Source organism: Bradyrhizobium sp. MOS003, from assembly GCF_003020125.1.
GTDB lineage: Bacteria > Pseudomonadota > Alphaproteobacteria > Rhizobiales > Xanthobacteraceae > Bradyrhizobium.
Window position 1 is genome coordinate 45,945 of record NZ_PYFW01000010.1, and the last position, 19,085, is coordinate 65,029.

At 63.9% G+C, this 19,085-nt stretch carries 16 protein-coding genes; 4 read left to right on the top strand and 12 right to left on the bottom strand.

All coding sequences use genetic code 11. From position 1 onward, the window contains the following. Window positions 1-235 precede the first annotated feature (235 nt). A complete protein-coding gene (locus tag C7G42_RS29895) occupies window positions 236-1,456 on the top strand; it encodes an ABC transporter substrate-binding protein (protein WP_106952494.1) in 1,221 nt (406 codons plus the stop codon). A gap of 11 nt (window positions 1,457-1,467) precedes the next feature. Then, window positions 1,468-2,724 (top strand): serine hydrolase domain-containing protein, encoded by a 1,257-nt coding sequence (locus C7G42_RS29900; RefSeq protein ID WP_106952495.1) that lies wholly within the window; start codon window positions 1,468-1,470, stop codon window positions 2,722-2,724. 40 nt (window positions 2,725-2,764) lie between these two features. On the opposite strand, the gene C7G42_RS29905 is transcribed toward C7G42_RS29900, so the two are convergent. Next, window positions 2,765-3,328 (bottom strand): TetR/AcrR family transcriptional regulator, encoded by a 564-nt coding sequence (locus C7G42_RS29905; RefSeq protein ID WP_106952496.1) that lies wholly within the window; start codon window positions 3,326-3,328, stop codon window positions 2,765-2,767. A 129-nt stretch (window positions 3,329-3,457) separates the two neighbouring features. Here C7G42_RS29905 and C7G42_RS29910 point away from each other — a divergent pair, with 129 nt between their 5' ends. Beyond that, window positions 3,458-4,696 carry an MFS transporter gene (locus tag C7G42_RS29910; RefSeq protein WP_106952497.1) on the top strand — a complete coding sequence of 413 codons (1,239 nt, stop codon included), beginning with the start codon at window positions 3,458-3,460 and terminating at the stop codon, window positions 4,694-4,696. A gap of 106 nt (window positions 4,697-4,802) precedes the next feature. Here C7G42_RS29910 and C7G42_RS29915 read toward each other — a convergent pair whose 3' ends face one another. The 10 genes from C7G42_RS29915 to topA all read right to left on the bottom strand — a co-directional run bounded on the left by C7G42_RS29915 (window position 4,803) and on the right by topA (window position 17,939). Continuing rightward, a complete protein-coding gene (locus tag C7G42_RS29915) occupies window positions 4,803-6,041 on the bottom strand; it encodes an acyltransferase family protein (protein ID WP_106952498.1) in 1,239 nt (412 codons plus the stop codon). Between the two features lie 240 nt (window positions 6,042-6,281). Beyond that, a complete protein-coding gene (gene arsA / locus C7G42_RS29920; protein WP_106952610.1) occupies window positions 6,282-8,036 on the bottom strand; it encodes an arsenical pump-driving ATPase in 1,755 nt (584 codons plus the stop codon). A gap of 224 nt (window positions 8,037-8,260) precedes the next feature. Beyond that, complete coding sequence (locus tag C7G42_RS29925; RefSeq protein ID WP_106952499.1) at window positions 8,261-8,713, bottom strand: DUF6789 family protein; 453 nt, start codon at window positions 8,711-8,713, stop codon at window positions 8,261-8,263. Window positions 8,714-8,755: 42 nt separating this feature from the next. Next, window positions 8,756-9,553, bottom strand: a complete 798-nt coding sequence (locus tag C7G42_RS29930) for a DUF6064 family protein (RefSeq protein WP_245428069.1) — start codon at window positions 9,551-9,553, stop codon at window positions 8,756-8,758. 290 nt (window positions 9,554-9,843) lie between these two features. Beyond that, window positions 9,844-10,011 (bottom strand): 50S ribosomal protein L33, encoded by a 168-nt coding sequence (rpmG, locus tag C7G42_RS29935; protein WP_008139339.1) that lies wholly within the window; start codon window positions 10,009-10,011, stop codon window positions 9,844-9,846. Window positions 10,012-10,135: 124 nt separating this feature from the next. Continuing rightward, the gene (locus C7G42_RS29940) at window positions 10,136-11,461 is read right to left on the bottom strand and encodes an LLM class flavin-dependent oxidoreductase (protein ID WP_106952500.1); all 1,326 of its coding nucleotides are present in this window, start codon (window positions 11,459-11,461) and stop codon (window positions 10,136-10,138) included. A gap of 158 nt (window positions 11,462-11,619) precedes the next feature. Next, the gene (locus C7G42_RS29945) at window positions 11,620-12,369 is read right to left on the bottom strand and encodes an NUDIX hydrolase (protein ID WP_106952612.1); all 750 of its coding nucleotides are present in this window, start codon (window positions 12,367-12,369) and stop codon (window positions 11,620-11,622) included. A 28-nt stretch (window positions 12,370-12,397) separates the two neighbouring features. Then, complete coding sequence (locus tag C7G42_RS29950; RefSeq protein ID WP_106952501.1) at window positions 12,398-12,838, bottom strand: DUF983 domain-containing protein; 441 nt, start codon at window positions 12,836-12,838, stop codon at window positions 12,398-12,400. Further along, window positions 12,832-15,177 (bottom strand): ribonuclease R, encoded by a 2,346-nt coding sequence (gene rnr, locus C7G42_RS29955; RefSeq protein ID WP_106952502.1) that lies wholly within the window; start codon window positions 15,175-15,177, stop codon window positions 12,832-12,834. Before rnr ends, C7G42_RS29950 begins: the two co-directional genes overlap by 7 nt. Window positions 15,178-15,197: 20 nt before the next feature. Next, window positions 15,198-17,939, bottom strand: a complete 2,742-nt coding sequence (gene topA / locus C7G42_RS29960) for a type I DNA topoisomerase (RefSeq protein ID WP_106952503.1) — start codon at window positions 17,937-17,939, stop codon at window positions 15,198-15,200. A gap of 229 nt (window positions 17,940-18,168) precedes the next feature. Here topA and C7G42_RS29965 point away from each other — a divergent pair, with 229 nt between their 5' ends. Further along, window positions 18,169-18,408: a hypothetical protein gene (locus C7G42_RS29965; protein WP_106952504.1), complete on the top strand. Its 240-nt coding sequence runs from the start codon at window positions 18,169-18,171 to the stop codon at window positions 18,406-18,408. Between the two features lie 112 nt (window positions 18,409-18,520). On the opposite strand, the gene C7G42_RS29970 is transcribed toward C7G42_RS29965, so the two are convergent. Then, window positions 18,521-18,988 (bottom strand): winged helix-turn-helix transcriptional regulator, encoded by a 468-nt coding sequence (locus C7G42_RS29970; protein WP_106952505.1) that lies wholly within the window; start codon window positions 18,986-18,988, stop codon window positions 18,521-18,523. Window positions 18,989-19,085 lie beyond the last annotated feature (97 nt).

A 19,085-nucleotide genomic window follows, 5' to 3' on the forward strand; every position in this document is an offset into this window, starting at 1 on the left:
GACTTCACGATGAGATGCGGGCTCGGCCGGGTCAAGCGGAGGCGGGCCAACGTGCTGCAAATATTCATTTAGTGCTAAATGAATGAACTTGACCTATCGGCAGCCCGGAGGTACTGGCGAGGGCGCCGAAAACACGGCCTCCGGCAGCTGCCAATCATCCGCGATCGTCCGGCGGCCGCTGGACGCAATGCAGAACATCGGCTGGCAACGACCAGCTGCCTAACGGGAGGACTCCATGACCGGCTTGAAGTCGATGGCCTCAGCCATGCTGATGCTCGGCACCGCACTTGCGGCGCCTGCCTTTGCGCAAAAGAAATACGATACCGGCGCAACCGACACCGAGATCAAGGTCGGGCAGACCAACCCGTTGAGCGGCCCGGCGTCGGCGTTCGGGGCCATCGGCAAGGCTGAGGCCGCCTACATCCGCATGATCAACGAGAAGGGTGGGGTCAACGGCCGCCAGATCAATCTCATCCAGTACGATGACGGTTATAGCCCGCCGAAGACGGTCGAGCAGGTACGCAAGCTGGTCGAAAGCGATGAAGTGCTCACGACGTTCCAGATCATCGGCACGCCGCCGAACGCGGCCGTGCAGAAATATTTGAACGCCAAGGGTGTCCCGCAGCTCCTGGCTGGCAGCGGCGCGTCACGGTTCACCGACCCCAAGAACTTCCCGTGGACGATCTCCGCCAATCCCAACTATCAGTCGGAAGCGCACATTTACGCCAAGTACATCCTGGAGAACTATCCGAACGCCAGGATCGGCATCCTCTATCAGAACGACGATCTCGGGAAAGACTACGTCAAGGGGCTGAAGGAAGGGCTTGGCGCCAAGACGAGCATGATCGTCAAGGAGTTGTCCTACGAAACGGCCGACCCGACCGTCGATTCCCAGATGGTGACGCTCAAGGCGTCGGGTGCCGATCTCTTCTACAACATGTCGACGCCGAAATTTGCCGCCCAATCGATCAGGAAGGCGGCGGAGCTCGGCTGGAAGCCCGTCCACATCCTGGAGGTCAACGCAACGGCAGTCGGCCAGGTTCTGGTCCCGGCGGGTGCCGAGAATGCCAAGGACATCATCTCGGTCAACTACGGCAAGGATCCGCTCGATCCGCAATGGGCCAATGACGAAGGCATGAAGCGCTACAAGGCCTTCATGGCGAAATATGCGCCGGGCGAGGATGCCAACAGCGGCTTCGCCACCTATGGGTATTCGACCGCGGCACTGTTGGTCCACATCCTGAAGCAATGCGGCGACGAACTCACCCGCGCCAACATCATGAAGCAGGCGACCAGCATCAAAGGCTTCGTCCCCGACCTTGGGCTGCCAGGAATGTCGATCAACACCAGTCCCGACGACTATCGCATCAACAAGCAATTCCAGATGATGAAGTTCGACGGGCAGCGCTGGGTGCTGTTCGGGCCGATCCTGACCGACGAATTCAAGGCGGACTGAAGCGTCCCTGCATGAGCAATGATGCCCTCGGCCGCGTTCGCGGCTTCGATCCCGCAAAGCTTGCCGCGGTCGGCCCGGCGCTCCAGCCATTCATCGATCGGGGCGAACTTGCAGGGATCGTGACGCTGACCTCGCACCGGGGCAGGGTCGTTCAATCCGAGGCGCTTGGCTGGTCCGATATCGAAACGAGGAGGGCGATGCGGCCGGACACCCTGTTCCGTATCGCCTCGATGACCAAACCGATCACGTCGGCGGCCGCGTTGATGCTGGTGGAGCAGGGCAGGATCGCGCTGTCAGATCCGATATCGCGCTGGATTCCAGAACTTGCCGAGCGAAGAGTCCTGCGAAACGCTGCGGGACCGCTGGAAGGCACGGTGCCCGCGCAGCGCGAGATCACCCTCGAGGATCTGCTGACGCATCGTTCGGGAATTGCCTACGCGTTCTTCTCGGAGGGCCCCCTCAAGCAGGCCTATGAGGAGGCGCTTGGCGATCCCGCGATGAACAGGTTGACGCCGGACGAATGGCTGGCCGCGCTCGGCACGCTGCCGCTGGCCTATCAGCCGGGCGAATTGTTCCACTACGGCCATTCGACGGACGTTCTCGGCTTCCTGATCGGGCGGCTCCTCGGCAGGCCGCTGGATCGCGTTCTCCGCGAGATGATCTTCACGCCGCTGGGCATGGAAAGCACGGACTTCTGGCTTCCGCGGGACAAGCGGAGCCGTCTCGCCATCCTCTACAGTTATGACGAGGCGGCCGGCCGGCTCGCGAAAGTCGTGCCTGATATGTACGACGAACCGCCAGCCTATACGCCGGGCGGGGGCGGCTTGATCTCGTCCGCGCCGGATTATCACCGGTTCGCGCGCATGCTGCTCGGGGAGGGCGAGAACGACGGCGTTCGCTTGTTGAAGCCCGAAACTGTCCGACTGATGCGAACGAACCGGCTCACCAATGCCCAACGTCAGGTTCCGTTTGCGGGTATGCCGCTCTGGCAGAAATCCGGTTTTGGACTGGGGCTTTCGATTGCCGAAGATCCCGTCGACAATCCCTATGCCTGCGGCGCCCCTGGCTCGATCACCTGGCCGGGCATCTTCGGGACCTGGTGGCAGGCCGATCCGGTCCACGATCTCATCATGATCTACCTGATTCAGCATCAAGTGCCCGTTTCGGCAAACTCGGGCGCCACGATCGCGACCGGCCGCGGCGCCGCCGGCCGCAGGGCCTTGCCGGTCTATCAACACGCAATCTACGGCGCGTTGCAGGGCGGCTAGCGGGGGGGCGCGCTTGCCTCGCTTCATCGCGGCTGCTCGATCACGCCACGTCCACCCCCGCATTGCGCAACAGCACCTTCGCCGCTTCCTTTGCCGCGCGCGCCATCGCGGGATCGTCGCGCACGAGGTCCTGCGCGATGGAGCCGTCGACCAACAGCACCAGCTGCGTCGCGAGTGCCTCCGCATCGGCGACGCCGAGCTCGGTCAGCCGGTCGCGAAACCACAGGCGGCGGCTTTCCTTGAACGCCACCGCGATTTTCTTCACGGCACGGTCGGCCGGGCCGAGCTCGGCGACGGCGTTCACGAACGGGCAGCCCCGAAAGTCCTTGGCCGCAAACCGCCGCTCCAGCGAATCGAAGGTGGCGAGGATTTGCTCGGCTGGCGGCTCGTCGGAGGGGGAGGCGTGGACGAAGCGGCGCTCGAGATAGGCCGCGATCAGCGCGTCCTTGGACGGGAAGTGGTTGTAGAGCGTGCGCTTGGAGATGCCGATCTCGGCCGCGATGGTGTCGACGCCGATGGCGCGAATGCCCTGCAGATAGAACAGCTTGTCGGCGGTTTGAAGGATCCGCTCTTTCATCGTCTGTGGGGCGGGCGGGGGAGCCATGCGGCGACGCGCATCCTCTTGGCTTGACAGCTGGGGCCCAACATAGCCTAAGTACACAGGTCTGTGTAACCAAAATCAACCGATATTGCAGATGACGGCATTTGCGCCGTGCCCACGAGGGAGACGAAAATGCCCCTGCTGCAGGTCCTGCGTCCGACATTGCCCATCCTGATCGGCGCCTCGATCATGCTGACGCTGAGCATGGGGCTGCGGCAGAGCCTCGGCATCTTCATGCAGCCGCTGACTCACGACATCCATTTGTCGATCTCGGATTTCACGCTGGCGCTGGCGGTGCAGAACCTCGCCTGGGGCTTCCTCCAGCCGCTCGCCGGCGCGATGACCACGCGCTACGGCTTCCGTCCGATCATGATCGCGGGCTCGTTCATGTACATCGCGGGTTTGGTGCTTATGGCGACCGCGAACGGACTCGTCGCCATCATGATCGGCGCCGGCGTGCTGATCGGCACCTCGCTCGCCTGCACCGCGGCGGCGATCGCGATGTCGGTGGCGGCGCGCGCGGTGCCTGCGACGGTGCGCTCGACCGTGCTCGGCATTGTCTCCGGCGCGGGCTCGCTGGGCGCGCTGCTGTCGGCGCCGATCGGACAGATGCTCAACGAAGGCTTCGGCTGGCGCGTCGGACTTGCCGGCTTCGTGGTGATGTCGGTGCTGATGATCCCGGCGGCGTGGTATGCCGGGCGTGTCGACGCGGTCCCGCTGCCGAAGCCCGCGACTGACGAGATCGTCGATGCCACGGCCATAATTGCGGCGAAGACCGCGTTCGGCAATGCCTCCTTCGTGGTGATGACCTGCGCCTATCTCGTCTGCGGCATGCAACTGGTGTTCCTCACCACGCATCTGCCGTCATACCTGGCGATCTGCGGCCTCGATCCGATGCTCAGCGCGCAGACGCTCGGCATGATCGGCGGCTTCAACGTGCTGGGATCGCTGTTCTTCGGTTGGGCCGGCCAGCGCTGGAACAAGCTGGCGCTGTTAGGCGCCATCTACATCCTGCGCTCGCTCGCGCTCGCCTGGTATTTCATGCTGCCGGCCACGCCGTTCTCGACGCTGCTGTTCGGCGCCATCATGGGCTTCCTGTGGATGGGCGTCGGTCCGCTGGTCGCGGGCGCGGTCGCCGAGATGTTCGGCCTGCGCTGGCAGGCGATGATCCAGGGCCTCGCCTTCATGAGCCACCAGATCGGCAGCTTCCTCGGCGCGTACGGAGGAGGGGTGCTCTACGATGCGCTCGGCTCCTACACTATGGCGTGGCGCATCGGTGTGGCGCTGGGCTTGGCAGGAGGCATCGTGCAGGTGGCGTTTGCGCTCGTCAGGCCGTCGCAGCCGCCGACGCCGGTGTTGAGGACGGCGTAGACGGGCGCCTGCTAAATTTCGCTTGGAGCCCGTTACGCACGCCGTGCAGCGATCGCTTTGGCCTTGCGGCTTCTTAGGCGCAACGGCGTAACTGGATAGCAGGCCCTCATGAGGGTGAGGGCGCTGTGACCCTTGCTGCGACGGGGAGCGGAAGACGCAGTCCCCGGGCCAATGCCGGGCGGCGTGCCGGCTGCCTCTTCGGCAGCTGTCCGAAATGTGAGAGCGTTTGCATCAGCGCACACCTGACGGCCGGCTCGATCTTCGCGCAGATGAACCAGCAGACCAGGACAAGCAAGCCCAGCGCGATCCACAACGCCGAGGTGGCGTCGAGCCCGGCGTCGACCAGCGCACGAATGATCGCGGAGCCGATGACGTTGTGGGTGAGATAGAGCGGATAGGTGATCAGCCCGAGCGTTCGCAAATAAGCTGGGGCTTCGGCAGGAGCGATGTCCGCAGAGCGCCTGCTTCGGTTCGCGGCACGGGCAATGAGAAACACCGCGGCCGCCCAGACCATGATCGGCACGAGGGCCGATTGATCCGCGATGGCAGGAATGGATTCCAGGAAGAAGGAGGCGAAGAAATAGATTTCTGCGGCGCCCGAAAGACAGGTGACGGCAATTGCGAGCTGTTCGAGCGCCGTCAATTGCCTGTTGGCGGAGATGAACAGCCAGATGCCAAGTGCGAAGAAACAGCCATGGCTCAACAGGAAAGCCGCGCACGGCACCCGGAACATCAGGATGACGAGATAGGGCAGGTCGGATGGCGTCGTGCATGACGCGACCAGCAGCGCGGCGGCATTGAACATCGCGCTGTAGATGGTGAGACCAAAGGCCAGGTGCCGCAGCGTGATCTTCCGCGTCAGCATCGCACAAAACACCAGCCCATAAAACGCCGTCTCGGCGGCCAGCGTCCAGTAGACCTCGTCGAGCCATTGACCCGTGACGCCCTTGGGGACCATCAGCATGGCGTGGATGTAGGGCACGATCAATTCGGAGGCCGGACCGCTGCCGAAGAGCAGCAGCACGAGCAAGGTCGCGGTGGCGCACACCCAGACCGCCGGATAGAGCCTGAGGGCGCGGCCGAGCAGGAACGCGCCCGGCGAAGATGTGCTCGCCGAATTCGCGATGACGAAGCCGGAAATGACGAAGAAAATCTCGACGCCGACCCAGCCGAACCACGTGAACGGCGCGGCGGAGGGGTAGAGAACATCAGCGGCGACGGTGCGCTCGAAGCCCGGGACGCCGATCGAGGTCCAGGCCCATGACCAGAACATCTGGTGAAAAATGGCAACGCCGAGCGCGGCGGCGAAGCGCAGCGGATCCAGCAACGGCAAATGGCTCTTCACGGCAATGGACCAGTTTCATGCAACGATCCCGCTGGGGATATTGAATCCGGTCATGGTACTCTGCGAGGTGGGTCACACATGCCCTGCCGCGATTCAAATTGCACCGGTCGCGGCGGGCGCCTGACGCAACGGGGCCAGGCGGCCGAGCACCAACCATCGCGGTTACGACAACTCCAACTCCCAGGGCTCGACCTTGATGGGGCGATTCTGGCCGGGAGCATCCTCACCCCGCGAGCAAGCTCATGACAGCGCCCGAAGCTCTTCCACGCCGACCGGCGGTTTGCTTCGCCAGCCGACGATGAAGGCGCGTCTTGCGAGCCCGTTCTGAACCCGGGCTATCTGCGTCCGCTCCGCAGCGAGCCGAAGCCGCAACAGGGGATCGCGGGTCCCTGCGACGGTGAGGCTTTTATTGATGACCCAGCCATATGGTTCGACGCCGGCACGCCGCAGGTCATCCTGGAGAGAGGCGGCCTCGGACACCGGCGTCGTCTCCGGCAGCGTCACCAGGATCACCTTCGTGTGGGTCGGATCCTGCAGCCGCATCAGAGGGGTAACGATCCGTCCCGGACCGCTTGGTACGAGTTGGCTCGTCATCTGACGATGATAGGCGCCGGTGGCGTCCAGCAGGAGCAGCGTGTGGCCCGTCGGTGCCGTATCGAGCACCACGAAGGCGCTCCGGGCTTCCGCGACGACGTGCGAGAAGGCATGGAAAACGGCGACCTCCTCGGTACACGGCGAAGCCAGATCTTCCAGCAGAAGGGCCTTGCCCTGCGCGTCGAGGTCGCGGCCACGGCTCGACATTATTTTCGCGACATAGCGCTCCGTCTCCACCCGGGGATCGATCCGGTCGACCGTGAGACCTGGCATGACGCCATCGACAACGAAACTGACGTGAGCTGCGGGATCGGTCGTGCTGAGATGGACGGCATGACCTCGCTTCGCTAAGCCCACCGCGATGGCGGCAGCAAGCGTCGTCTTTCCGACGCCGCCCTTGCCCATGACCATGATCAGGCCGCGCTTGCCCTGCGCGATGTCGTCAACCAACCGGTCGAGGCCCGGCAGGTCGACCGGCTCGGTGCTTGACTCGGTGGAGACGATCGATGGTTGATTGGAGGGCAACAGCAGCGCCCTCAGAGCCGTTACGCCGACGATGTCGAAGCCAAGCAAAGGAATTTCATCTCGCGGCAGTTTCGTGAGCGACGCCGGCATCGCGGCCAGCGCCTCGTCCTGATCCCGCTCAAGGGCAACTGCAACGACATCGGTCGGGTCCGCGGCGTGAAAGCGCCCGTTCACCACGAGAAGCTGGTTCGAGAGATTAAGCCCATCAAGTTCGCCCGATGTCCTCGCCGCCTCGCGGACGGCGCCGCGATCGGCGCGGGTGACCAAAATGATGGTGGTCTGCTTGGAATCGCCCAGGGCCTGCAGCGCCTTGCGAAAGCGGTCCTCCTGCATCTTCAGGCCGGAATGCGGCCCGAGGCAGGACGCGCCCCGATCGTTGTCCTCGAGAAAGCCGCTCCATGCCTTTGGCAGGCTAAGGAGTCGCAACGTGTGACCGGTCGGAGCGGTATCGAATATGATGTGATCGAACCCCGTCATATCGCCGTCCAGCAGGCCCACGAACTCGTCAAAGGCAGCTATTTCGGTGGTGCAAGCGCCGGAGAGCTGCTCGCGCACGGTCGACCGTTCGTCCGTGGTAATCTCGGGCCCGAGCTGTTCGAGGACGCGGCTGCGATAGGCCTCGGCAGCTGCCTCGGGATCGATGTTCATCGCCGAAAGCCCGGTTACGTTTGGCACCGGCGTAGGGCGATCGCTCAACGTGGTTTCGAGCATCTCGTCGAGGTTGGACGCCGGGTCGGTGCTGACGATCAGAACGCGCAGTCCACGGTCGGCGAGGGCAACGGCCGTGGCGCAGGCAAGAGAGGTCTTACCGACTCCGCCCTTTCCGGTGAAGAACAGATAGGGCGTCGGGGCGGTCAGCGCGAGAAATTGGTGCATCATAGGGTATCCTGCGGCCGTAGTGGTCATACGGCGACGTGTCGAGCGGTCCGGGCGCCGCGGAGCATTGTGTTGAAAGATGGTTCAACGCTTTGCGACGGGATCTCGATTGAAGCTTGGTAACGACGTCGACCGGGAGCTTGTTGAGCTGAATCAACGGGCGGACGAAACCGTCGGCAAAGTAAGGGCCATGCTTGAGTGGCCTGATCTCCTCTTCCAGCAAGTCAGGAATTGAGTGCGTCGTAAACGATGCCCAGGACGACGCTGTAAGCCAGGAGCATCGCCAGCGAAAAGAAGGCCGGCGAAACGCCAAGTCCCACCTGGAAGGCAAAAAATCCAAGTCCGATCATGGGAAAGAACACCAGCCCCATCATCGTCCATCCGAGCACGCCGTACGCCATTCCTTTGATCGCTCCGGTATCGCCCGGCAGCCACCGATAAAGATGTCCAAAGGCGAGACTGACGAAGGTTGAGCCATTCAGGAACGACAGCAGCCAAGGCACCACGGGATGGACTGCAGTGCCAGCCGCATGGCTCAGCGTCGTCTGGAGACTTTCGTAGGGCTCGAATGACGGAAGTAGTCCGGTCCAGGACTTGAAGGACATCAGCAGCGAATGGGCGATGCTTCCGCACGCGCCGGCAACGACTGCCTTCCAAATTCTGTTGTCTGAAGGCATGCCGGGTTGCCCGTTCTCAGCGGTCGCTGCTGCTCGTCGCGATCATGGTCGCAATTCGATTGAGGGCGTCAACCCGGCTTCGTCAGCTGCGGCGCGTACACGTCGGTTGCCGACGATGATGATCGGAACGGCAATGAAGCCACTCACCAAGAGCACCCAATCCTGCCGAACGTCCAAGAGGATGGCAGCGCTCCCGCCGATCACTGACCATATGAAGGGGATTACCAGAAGCCAGTACGAGAAGCGGGCGGTCGTCATAAGCAACAGACCGAAGGTGAAGATCGTGACAGGGCAGGGAGAAACGCCGAACATCGGTAACGTCGGCCAGGAATGCCCCGTCGCGATCCCGATCAGCGGATAAGCGAGAGCTGCATAGAGAATGAAGCCCGCGCCGGTCGCCGCTCGGAAGCCGAAACTGATCGCGAAGCGAAGACCATCGCGGACGATGCCAGCGTAGAGCAGTGCCGCGCCCTCTGCCACGAACAAAGCGCCGAACGCGAACGCGGCCTTGTTTATCGGCGAGAAGAAGACGCCATGATAGAGAATGCCGGTGCCTAGCCACATCACTCCAAGGACGGCCGAGACAATGCGGTCAGAGGCACGGCCTTTCCGAAAAAGGGCGGCCACGGCGACGGCTCCAAGCATGTAGGCCAAAATTTGCGCGGGCCAGATCGCGTTGTTGTAGGCCGCGAACACGTTGAGGAACTGCTCAAGCGTAAAGGGAAGCATGGTGCGCTTCTCCCGGACAATTTCGATTGAGCGTAGAGAACTGCGCTGCTTCGCCGCTTGATGAGGATCAACGTCGTCCCTCGAGGTCGGCTCGCTGCCCGAGGTTGACATGACCCCGTTCAGCTTCGACGTCGTCTTCTGCGCGCATGGCGGACGTCAACTTCGACGGTATGCCTGGCTCAGCGCTCGTGCCCGCAGCGCTTCGGCGACGCAAAGCATCGTCCGGTGCGGTGTGCGGCGGGGCCGGGGCTCATGTCTCTGCGCGGTGTCGTGTCACGTCCCGGGTCAGGACTCAGCGGAGTAGCGTTGCACGCTGCACCGCGTCCGGGACACGAACGGAGTCGAAACGAAAACGGGGCCCGTAAGGGCCCCGCAAAACTCTTCAACGCTTGTCTGCGATCTTACTTGATCTTGGCTTCGCGGAATTCGACGTGCTTGCGCGCGACGGGGTCGTACTTCTTCTTGACCAGCTTGTCGGTCATGGTGCGCGAATTCTTCTTGGCGGTGTAGTAGAAGCCGGTGTCGGCAGAGGACACGAGCTTGACCTTGATGGTGACCGCTTTGGCCATGTTCTGAACCTCAGAGAATTGGGGAATCTGGAGCCGGCCAAACGGCCCGCGTTGGCCGGCAAACTAGCCAGAAACCGCCTGATGTCAAGGTTTTAGGGGCCTGAAACCACCCAAATCGGCCCGATTACGCCTCAAAGAACCGGTTTTTCGGCCGCGACAGGCCCAGATTCTCCCTCAAGGTGGGCCCTTCATACTCGTTGCGGAAAATCCCGCGTCGCTGCAGCTCAGGCACCACCTTGTCGACGAATTCGTCGAGCCCGGCGGGCAGGAATGGAAACATGATGTTGAAGCCGTCGGAGCCGCGCCCCGTCAGCCATTCCTCCATCTGGTCCGCGATGGTCTTGGCGGTGCCGACAAACGAGAGCCCGCCATAGCCGCCGACGCGCTGGGCGAGCTGGCGCACTGTGAGGTTGTCGCGCCTGGCGAGGTCGACCATGCGCTGGCGGCCGCTCTTGCTGGCATTGGTTTCGGGGATATCGGGCAGCGGGCCGTCGGGATCGAAGCCGGAGGCATCGGTGCCGAGAATGACGGACAGTGAGGCGATCGCGCTGTCGTAATGCACGCGGCTGTCGAGCAGCGCGCGCTTCTCTTTGGCCTCGTCGACGCTGTCGCCGACCACGACGAAGGCACCGGGGAGAATCTTGAGATGTTCAGGGTCGCGGCCGATCTTTTCCATGCGGCCCTTGATGTCGGCGTAGAGCTTTTGTCCGTCGGCGAGGCTGCCGCCGCCGGTGAACACGGCTTCCGCCGTTTCGGCCGCGAGCTGCTTGCCGTCTTCGGAGGCGCCGGCCTGTACGATCACGGGCCAGCCCTGCACGGGACGGGCGATGTTGAGGGGGCCGCGGACCTTCAGATACTTGCCGTGGTGGTCGAGCGTATGCATTTTCGCGGGATCGAAGAACAGGCCGCTCTCGACATCGCGCACGAAGGCGTCGTCGGCGAAGGAATCCCACAAGCCGGTGACGACGTCGTAGAACTCGCGGGCGCGCTTGTAGCGCTCGGCGTGCTCCATGTGGTCGTCGAGGCCGAAATTCAGTGCCGCGTCCGGGTTCGAGGTGGTGACGATATTCCACCCCGCCCGGCCTCCGCTGAGATGATCGAGCGAGGCGAAGCGGCGCGCGACGTGATAGGGCTCGTCGAACGTGGTCGAACCCGTCGCGATCAGGCCGATCCGCTCGGTGACGGCCGACAGCGCCGACAGCAGCGTGAAAGGCTCGAACGAGGTGACGGTGTGGCTGCGCTTGAGCGCATTGATCGGCATGTTCAGCACGGCCAAGTGATCAGCCATGAAGAAGGCGTCGAACTTGCCGGCCTCGAGCTTCCGGATCAGCGTCTTGATATGGCCGAAGTTGAAATTGGCGTCGGGCCAGGCCCCGGGATAGCGCCAGGCGCCGGTGTGGATGCTGATCGGGCGCATGAACGCGCCAAGCTTGAGTTGCCGTTGTGCCATCGCCCGGTGTCCGTTCTTGGTGACGCTCGGGAAGACATAGGGACGCGGCGGAACTCCGCCATTGGGGGCGACGGGAAGAATATTTTGTTTTTCGATGGGCGCTGAGCACATTCCTGTCATTCCGGGCTCGCCCGCTTCGCGGCGCCCCGGAATGACGATCAGCCCAGAATATCCTTCTGCATCTTGCCGCCGTAGAAATGGAAGAACGGCACCGGCGCGTCGTGGCGGAGCGGACCGGTGGCGAGGCGGGTGTGGAGCTCGTTGAGCACGTTGCGCGTCATCGGATGCAGGTCGGCCAGCGGCTTGGAGCCGAGCTCGACCCAGACCAGCTCGACCAGCTCGGCATCGGCATGGATCACGCCGTCGACGCGGTGGGTGATCGCGGAGGCATCCGCCGTGAAGAAGCGCGTGTCGAACCGCTTGACGCGGCCGGGCGGGGTGATTGCGCGCGCGATCAGGAACAGGCTGGAAGGGTCGGGCAGCAGGCCTGCGTCGGCGAACGGCTGCCACGGACCTTCGAGCTTCGCCTTGATCTCCGCCTTGCGGCCGAGGCAGAGGCCGGTTTCCTCGCAGGCCTCGCGGATGGCGGCAATCGCCAGTGACTTTGCGCGCGAGGGCGGCGTTTTCGGACTGCCCTTGGCGAGATTGGCTTCCAGCTCGGTAGTGATGGGGGCGGCGACGGGGACGCGATAGTCGGCCTTGTCGACGCGCCCGCCCGGAAAGACGAATTTGCCGGGCATGAACACCACCTTGTCATGGCGTTTGCCCACCAGGACTTTTGGCGTGGTGCTGCTGCGGTCGACCAGGATCAGCGTCGCTGCATCCCTCGGGCGGAAATAGGGATGGTGATCGGCTTCCTTGCCCTCGTGGATCTTTGCCTTCTCATCGGCCTGCGTCGTATCCGTCATATCCTCACCCACGCCTTTTGCTTCTTGCTTACACAGGCGGAATACCATCCGGAGGGGTGTCGTCAAACCCGTGCATGCGCAGAGCCCATTGCAGGCCGACCACAGCTCCCTTGACGGGCTGCAGCAGCGCGAGCGAGGCGACGAAGGTAAAGGGCAGATAGGCTGCGAAGCTGAGCCAGACCGGCGTCGTGTAGTTGGTCTCGATCCAGAGGATCGAGGGCACCACGATGTGGCCGACGATGACGATGACGAGATAGGCTGGCAGATCGTCGGCGCGGTGCGGCGTGAAATCGAGGTCGCACACCGAGCAATTGTCCGCCGTCTTCAGGAAGGCACGGAACAGTTTGCCCTCGCCACAGCGCGGGCAGCGGCCGCGAAAGCCGCGCTTCATCGCCGTCAAGAGATCGCGCTTCTCGACGAGACCCGTCTCGCGCGTCCAGATCTTCGGGGCCGTGCTCATGGTCACCATGCCTTGCCCTTCTTGCCTTTGCCCTTGCTCTTGCCTTTGCCCTTCTTGCCGGGCTTTGGCTTCGGCGGCTTGCGTTTTCTGTCCGGGCTGCGGCCGGGATGGGCCTTGAGCGAGGGGCGGCGTTGCGGACCCGGTTGCCTGCGGTCCTGCGGCGTGGCCTCACTGGACGACGACAGCAGCTCGAAGCGCAGCGCGCCGGCGATCGGGGCTGCTTCGATCAGGCGGACATCGACCACGTCTCCCAGCTGATATATGGTGCGGCTGCGCGTGCCGACCAGGGCGTGTCGGCCCTCGTCATAGTTGAAATATTCCGTGCCAAGGGATCGGATCGGGATCAGGCCGTCGGCGCCAGTGTCAGCCAGCTTGACGAAGAGCCCGGCGCGCGTGACGCCGGAGACGCGGCCCTGGAACGTCGAGCCGATCCGGTCTGCAAGATGATGGGCGATCAGGCGGTCGACGGTCTCGCGCTCCGCCTTCATCGCACGCCGTTCAGTCACCGAGATGTGGGCGGCGACTTCGCTCAAGGTTTCCGGCGTCTCGCTGTCGGGCAGGGCGCCTTCGCCGAGCCCCAGCGCGCGGACCAGCGCGCGATGTACGACGAGATCGGCATAGCGGCGGATCGGCGAGGTGAAATGCGCGTAGCGGCGCAAGTTCAGGCCGAAGTGCCCGTAATTTTCCGAGGAGTATTCGGCTTGAGCCTGGGCGCGCAGCACGACTTCGCTCACCAGCGGGAAGTGGTCGTGGCCTTCGAGCTGGGCCAGCACGCGGTTGAACAGAGCGGGGCGCAGCGCGCCGCCTTTCGCAAAGGGCACGTCGAGGGTCTTCAAGAACTCCTGCAGCGCGTGGACCTTCTCCAACGTCGGCTCGTCATGCACGCGGTAAATCAGCGGCAGCGATTTCTTCTCGAGCATCTCCGCGGCTGCGACGTTGGCGAGGATCATGAACTCCTCGATCAGCTTGTGCGCATCGAGACGTTCGGGCACCACGACGCGGTCGACCGTGCCGTCGCTTTTCAGGAGGATCTTGCGTTCGGGCAGATCGAGATTGAGCGGGTCGCGCTCGTCGCGCGCGCGCTTGACGCAGGCATAGGCGGCATAGAGCGGCTTCAGGATCGGATCGAGCAGCGGGCCGGTGGTGTCGTCGGGCCTGCCGTCGATCGCGGCCTGCGCCTGCGCGTAGCTGAGCTTTGCCGCCGAGCGCATCAGGATGCGATGAAAGCTGTGCGAGCGCTTGCGGCCGTCGGGCGCAATGATCATCCGCACCGCGAGCGCGCCGCGCGGCTCGCCCGGCACCAGCGAGCAGAGGTTGTTGGAGATGCGCTCCGGCAGCATCGGCACGACGCGGTCGGGGAAATAAACCGAGTTGCCGCGATCGAGCGCATCGCGGTCGAGCGCGCTGCCCGGCCGGACGTAGAAGCTGACGTCGGCGATGGCGACGTCGACGATGAAACCGCCCTTGTTGTTCGGATCGGGATCGGCTTGCGCATGCACCGCGTCGTCGTGATCCTTCGCATCCGGGGGATCGATGGTGACGAGCGGGACGTCGCGCCAGTCCTCGCGGCCTTTCAGGTTTGCGGGCTCGGCCGCTTCGGCCTCGCGCTCTGCCGCGGGGCGGAATTGCAGGGGAATGTCGTGCGCGTAGATCGCGATCAGGCTGATCGCCTTCTCCGACTTGACCGAGCCGAGCTTCTCCTTCACCCGGCCGGAGGCGAGGCCAAAGCTGCGCGTGCGGACGATGTCGACGCTGACGAGATCACCGTCCTGGGCGCCATGTGTGTCGGCCGCCGCGATGTTCAGCTCGCGGTCGGCACCCTTCTTGTCGACCGGGACCAGCCGTCCGCCGCCTTCGGGAAGCTCGCGGAACACGCCGAGGATGCGGCTCTTCGTCTTGTCGAAGACCTTGATGATATGTCCACGATAGGCTGGGCCTTCGCTATCGTTGGCCGGCTCGACTCGCAGCAGCGCGCGATCGCCGACACCAGCGGCGGTGCCGGGCTTTGGCCGGCGCGGCATCACGATGAGGATCTTTGGCGCCTCGCCGCTTTCGACCTCGTCCCATTCGGTGGGGGAGGCGATCAGCTCGCCGTCGGCGTCGCGGCCGCCGATGTCGGCGACCAGCGTCGGCGGCAGTGCGTCCGGCTCGGAGACCGTGTGGCGTTTCTTCTTGATGGTGCCGTCGTCGGCGAGCTCGCGCAATATGCGCTTGAGCTCGACGCGATCGGCATTCTTCAGGCCGAACTCGCGCGCAATTTCGCGGGTCCCTATCTTTCCGGGATTTGCCTTGATGAAGGCGACGATGGCTTGCCGGTCGGGAAAGCCATGGTCATTCTTGCGTTTCACTTAACCTCTAATTCTTGATCTCAAGTCTTGCCGGCACTCTTCTTGGCCGGAGCCTTGGCGGCGGCGGCCTTGGTCGGCGACGTTTTTGCGGTCGACGACACGGCGGCGCGCGCCTTGCTGGTGGATTCGGATTTGGTTTTGGTCGCCTTTTTCGCGGCCGGTTTCTTCTTTGGCGCGGCGTCATCGCCGTCCGCGGTCTGCTCTGACGCCTTCTTGGCCTTGGCGGGCCTCGCCGCCTTCTTCGGCTTCTTGCCGCCGCCTTTGGCGGCGCGCTCGTCGATCAGCGCGATCGCCTGCGGCAGCGTGATCGCGTCTTTTTCGATGTCGCTCGGGATCGTCGCGTTGACGCCGCCGGCCGTGACATAGGCGCCGTAGCGGCCGCCCTTCACGGTGACGGCGCCGAGCGTCGGGTGATCGCCGATCGCCTTGCCGGGATCGGCACCGAACCGGCGGCTCGGGCCCTTGGCGACCTTTTCCGCGATCAGCGTCACCGCGCGATTGAGGCCGATGTCGAACACCTCGTCGCCGGCTTCCAGGCTGGCATAGGTCTTCTCATGCTTGACGAACGGCCCGAAGCGGCCGAGGCCTGCGGTGATCGGCTCACCGGTCTCGGGATGCTTGCCGATCTCGCGCGGCAGCGACAGCAGCTTGAGCGCAAGTTCGAGTTCGACATCGCCGGGCGAGGTGCCCTTCGGGATGCCGGCGCGCTTCGGTTTCTCGCCTTCCGCATAGTCCTTCTGCTCGCCGAGCTGGATATAGGGACCGAACCGGCCGGCCTTGACCCAGACATCGCGACCGGTCTCGGGGTCCTGACCGAGCGAACGATCGGCACTGGCCTCGCCATCGGCGGCGAGCTGACGGGTGTAGCGGCACTCCGGATAGTTCGAACAGCCGACGAAGGCGCCGAACTTGCCGGCCTTGAGATTGAGACGGCCGTTGCCGCAGCTCGGGCACTGCCTGATGTCGCCGCCGTCGGTGCGGGGCGGATAGATGTGCTGTCCGAGCATGTCGTCGAGCACGTCCAGCACCTGGGCTACGCGCAGATCCTTGATCTCGTCGACGGCACCGATGAAGCCGGTCCAGAAATCCTTCAGCACCTGCTGCCAGGAGATCTCGTTGTTGGATATGCGGTCGAGCTGCTCTTCCAGATTGGCCGTGAAGTCGTATTCGACGTAGCGGGCAAAGAAGCTTTCGAGGAACGCGACCACGACGCGACCCTTGTCCTCGCCGTGCAGGCGCTTCTTCTCCAGCTTGACGTAGCCGCGGTCCTTCAGCACCTGGAGGATCGAGGCATAGGTCGAGGGCCGGCCGATGCCGAGCTCTTCCATGCGCTTGACCAGCGAGGCCTCGGAGAAGCGCGGCGGCGGCTCGGTGAAATGCTGGGTGACCGACAGCGATTGCCGCTTGAGCGCATCGTTCGGGCTCATCGCGGGCAGGCGGCGGGAGTCCTCGTCCTCTTCGTCGTCGCGGCCTTCCTGGTAGAGCGCGAGGAAGCCGTCGAACTTGACGACCTGGCCGGTGGCGCGGAGCTCCAGCGTGCGGGAACCTGCCTTCGCCGTGATGTCGACCGTGGTGCGCTCGAGCTCGGCCGATTCCATCTGGCTCGCGATGGTGCGTTTCCAGATCAGCTCATAGAGCCGGGCCTGGTCGGAATCGAGCTTGCGGCTCATGCTGTCGGGGCGACGCGACATGTCGGTCGGGCGGATCGCTTCGTGCGCTTCCTGGGCGTTCTTGGCCTTGGCCTGGTACTGGCGTGGCGCGTCCGGCACGTAGGCGTTGCCGTAATCCTCGCCGATCACCTTGCGGGCCTGGGTGATCGCGGACGGATCGATCTGCACGCCGTCGGTACGCATATAAGTAATGAGTCCGGTGGTCTCGCCGCCGATGTCGATGCCTTCATAGAGCCGCTGGGCGATGCGCATCGTGTGCGCCGGCGCAAAGCCGTATTTGCGGCTGGCTTCCTGCTGCAGCGTCGAGGTGGTGAAGGGCGCCTGCGGATTGCGCCGGGCGGGCTTGGCGTCGACCGAGGTCACGGCGTAGGCGGCCGTCTCCAGCGCCTTCTTGAAGTCTTCGGCTTCCGCGCCGGTTCCTATGTTGAGGCGCTGGATCTTCTTGCCGTCGGCGCCGACCAGGCGGGCCTCGAAGGCATCGCCGCGCGGCGTCAACAGGGTCGCGATCAGCGACCAATATTCGCGGGCGACGAATTTTTCGATCTCGAGTTCGCGGTCGCAGACCAGGCGCAGCGCCACCGACTGCACCCGGCCGGCCGAGCGGGCGCCCGGCAGCTTGCGCCACAGCACGGGGGAGAGGGTGAAGCCGACCAGATAGTCCAGCGCACGGCGCGCCATATAGGCGTCGACCAGCGCACCGTCGATCTGGCGCGGATGCTTCATGGCGTCCGTGACCGCCTGCTTGGTGATGGCGTTGAACACCACGCGCTCGATCTTCTGGTCCTTCAGCGCGCGCTTTTCCTTCAGCACCTCCAGCACGTGCCAGGAGATGGCCTCGCCCTCACGATCAGGGTCGGTGGCGAGAATCAGGCGGTCGGCGTTCTTAAGGGACTTGGCGATGTCGTTGAGCCGGCCGGCCGCCTTGGGGTCGACCTCCCAGATCATCTTGAAATTGGCATCGGGATCGACGGAGCCGTTCTTCGCGGGCAAGTCTCGGACATGGCCGAACGAGGCCAGAACCTCATAGGACGAGCCCAGATACTTGTTGATCGTCTTGGCTTTCGCCGGCGACTCCACAATGACGATATTCATGTAGTTCCAGTAACTTATGGGAAAATTGGGGGCCAAAAACGAAAGGATTCGGGTCGGCCGTTTCGACCCGAACATGGGTGGTGAGGCCTCCGCTGTCAAATCGAGGGCTGTTGAAGGCCGCTAGGATGGGAAAAGTTTCATATCGAGAAAGTTGCAAAATACCACCTTGGAGTTGCGATTAATGTCGGCGTAAGGTTCGTGCGGGGCGCATGGATTCGGGTGGGGTCGGGTGACTAAGCCGGGAAAGAAATGGGCACGCGCCGTATCAGGCGCGCCGGGAGGCTCGCGTCACGAGGAACCGGGGGAGGGCGGCGCGGACGAGGCTGTCACCTTCATCGCCGAGCAGGTCGGCGCGTTGCGCAAGCTCGCTGAGCGCCACGAACTCGACGTGCTGCATTATCTCCTTGGCATGACCAAGCTGGAGGCCGACGAGCACCTGCGGCTGCGGAGCAAGCGCAAGCTGTCGTGAGGTTGCGCCTCAGGATGACGGCGATGGATGGGAGTGCGCTGCTTCAACCGTCATTCCGAGTGCAGCGTCGTCGCAAGGGCTCCTCACAACGACGATGTGGTGGCGTGCGCGGTCAGGCCGACCGCCGTCGCGGTGCCGGTCGCGGCTTCAGCATCGTATCCGCCGGGCTGAGCAGCCGTCCGTCCTCCGCGCGCATTTCCAGCTTCTTCACCGGGCGGCCTTTTTCGCGATCCACCAAAATGGTCGCGATTTCCTCGGGGTGATCGTCGAACGCCTCGCTCCATTGCCGCAGCGCGACCAGGATCGGGAAGGTGCCTCGGCCCTTCGCGGTCAGCACATACTCTTGATAAGCGCTGCCGTCAGAGGCAGGGGCGGTTGCCAGGATTCCGTGGTCGACCAGCGAGCGCAGCCGCGCCGCCAGGATATTCTTGGCCATGCCGAGCTTGCTCTGGAATTCGCCGAACCGACGCAGGCCGAACAGCGCCTCGCGGATGATCAGCAGCGACCACCAATCACCCAGCGCATCCAGCGACCGTGCGATGGGGCATGCATCGCCCTCGAAGCTCGTTCGTTTCACCATCGTTCCGGTCCTGTCGCGTTCGCACGATTGACGTGCCGATCACGCGCTTGTGTGGTTGCATCATAAAACCATATGCCCTAGATCGCAACTTGGTTTT

What these genes read in the sequence shown, in the direction of transcription:
- arsA (WP_106952610.1), bottom strand. Translation starts at nt 8,036, where the DNA reads ATGCACCAATTTCTCGCGCTGACCGCCCCGACGCCCTATCTGTTCTTC.
- C7G42_RS29900 (WP_106952495.1), top strand. Translation starts at nt 1,468, where the DNA reads ATGAGCAATGATGCCCTCGGCCGCGTTCGCGGCTTCGATCCCGCAAAG.
- C7G42_RS29945 (WP_106952612.1), bottom strand. Translation starts at nt 12,369, where the DNA reads ATGACGGATACGACGCAGGCCGATGAGAAGGCAAAGATCCACGAGGGC.
- C7G42_RS29925 (WP_106952499.1), bottom strand. Translation starts at nt 8,713, where the DNA reads ATGCCTTCAGACAACAGAATTTGGAAGGCAGTCGTTGCCGGCGCGTGC.
- C7G42_RS29970 (WP_106952505.1), bottom strand. Translation starts at nt 18,988, where the DNA reads ATGGTGAAACGAACGAGCTTCGAGGGCGATGCATGCCCCATCGCACGG.
- C7G42_RS29950 (WP_106952501.1), bottom strand. Translation starts at nt 12,838, where the DNA reads ATGGTGACCATGAGCACGGCCCCGAAGATCTGGACGCGCGAGACGGGT.
- C7G42_RS29910 (WP_106952497.1), top strand. Translation starts at nt 3,458, where the DNA reads ATGCCCCTGCTGCAGGTCCTGCGTCCGACATTGCCCATCCTGATCGGC.
- rpmG (WP_008139339.1), bottom strand. Translation starts at nt 10,011, where the DNA reads ATGGCCAAAGCGGTCACCATCAAGGTCAAGCTCGTGTCCTCTGCCGAC.
- C7G42_RS29905 (WP_106952496.1), bottom strand. Translation starts at nt 3,328, where the DNA reads ATGGCTCCCCCGCCCGCCCCACAGACGATGAAAGAGCGGATCCTTCAA.
- C7G42_RS29895 (WP_106952494.1), top strand. Translation starts at nt 236, where the DNA reads ATGACCGGCTTGAAGTCGATGGCCTCAGCCATGCTGATGCTCGGCACC.
- C7G42_RS29930 (WP_245428069.1), bottom strand. Translation starts at nt 9,553, where the DNA reads ATGTCAACCTCGGGCAGCGAGCCGACCTCGAGGGACGACGTTGATCCT.
- topA (WP_106952503.1), bottom strand. Translation starts at nt 17,939, where the DNA reads ATGAATATCGTCATTGTGGAGTCGCCGGCGAAAGCCAAGACGATCAAC.
- C7G42_RS29940 (WP_106952500.1), bottom strand. Translation starts at nt 11,461, where the DNA reads ATGGCACAACGGCAACTCAAGCTTGGCGCGTTCATGCGCCCGATCAGC.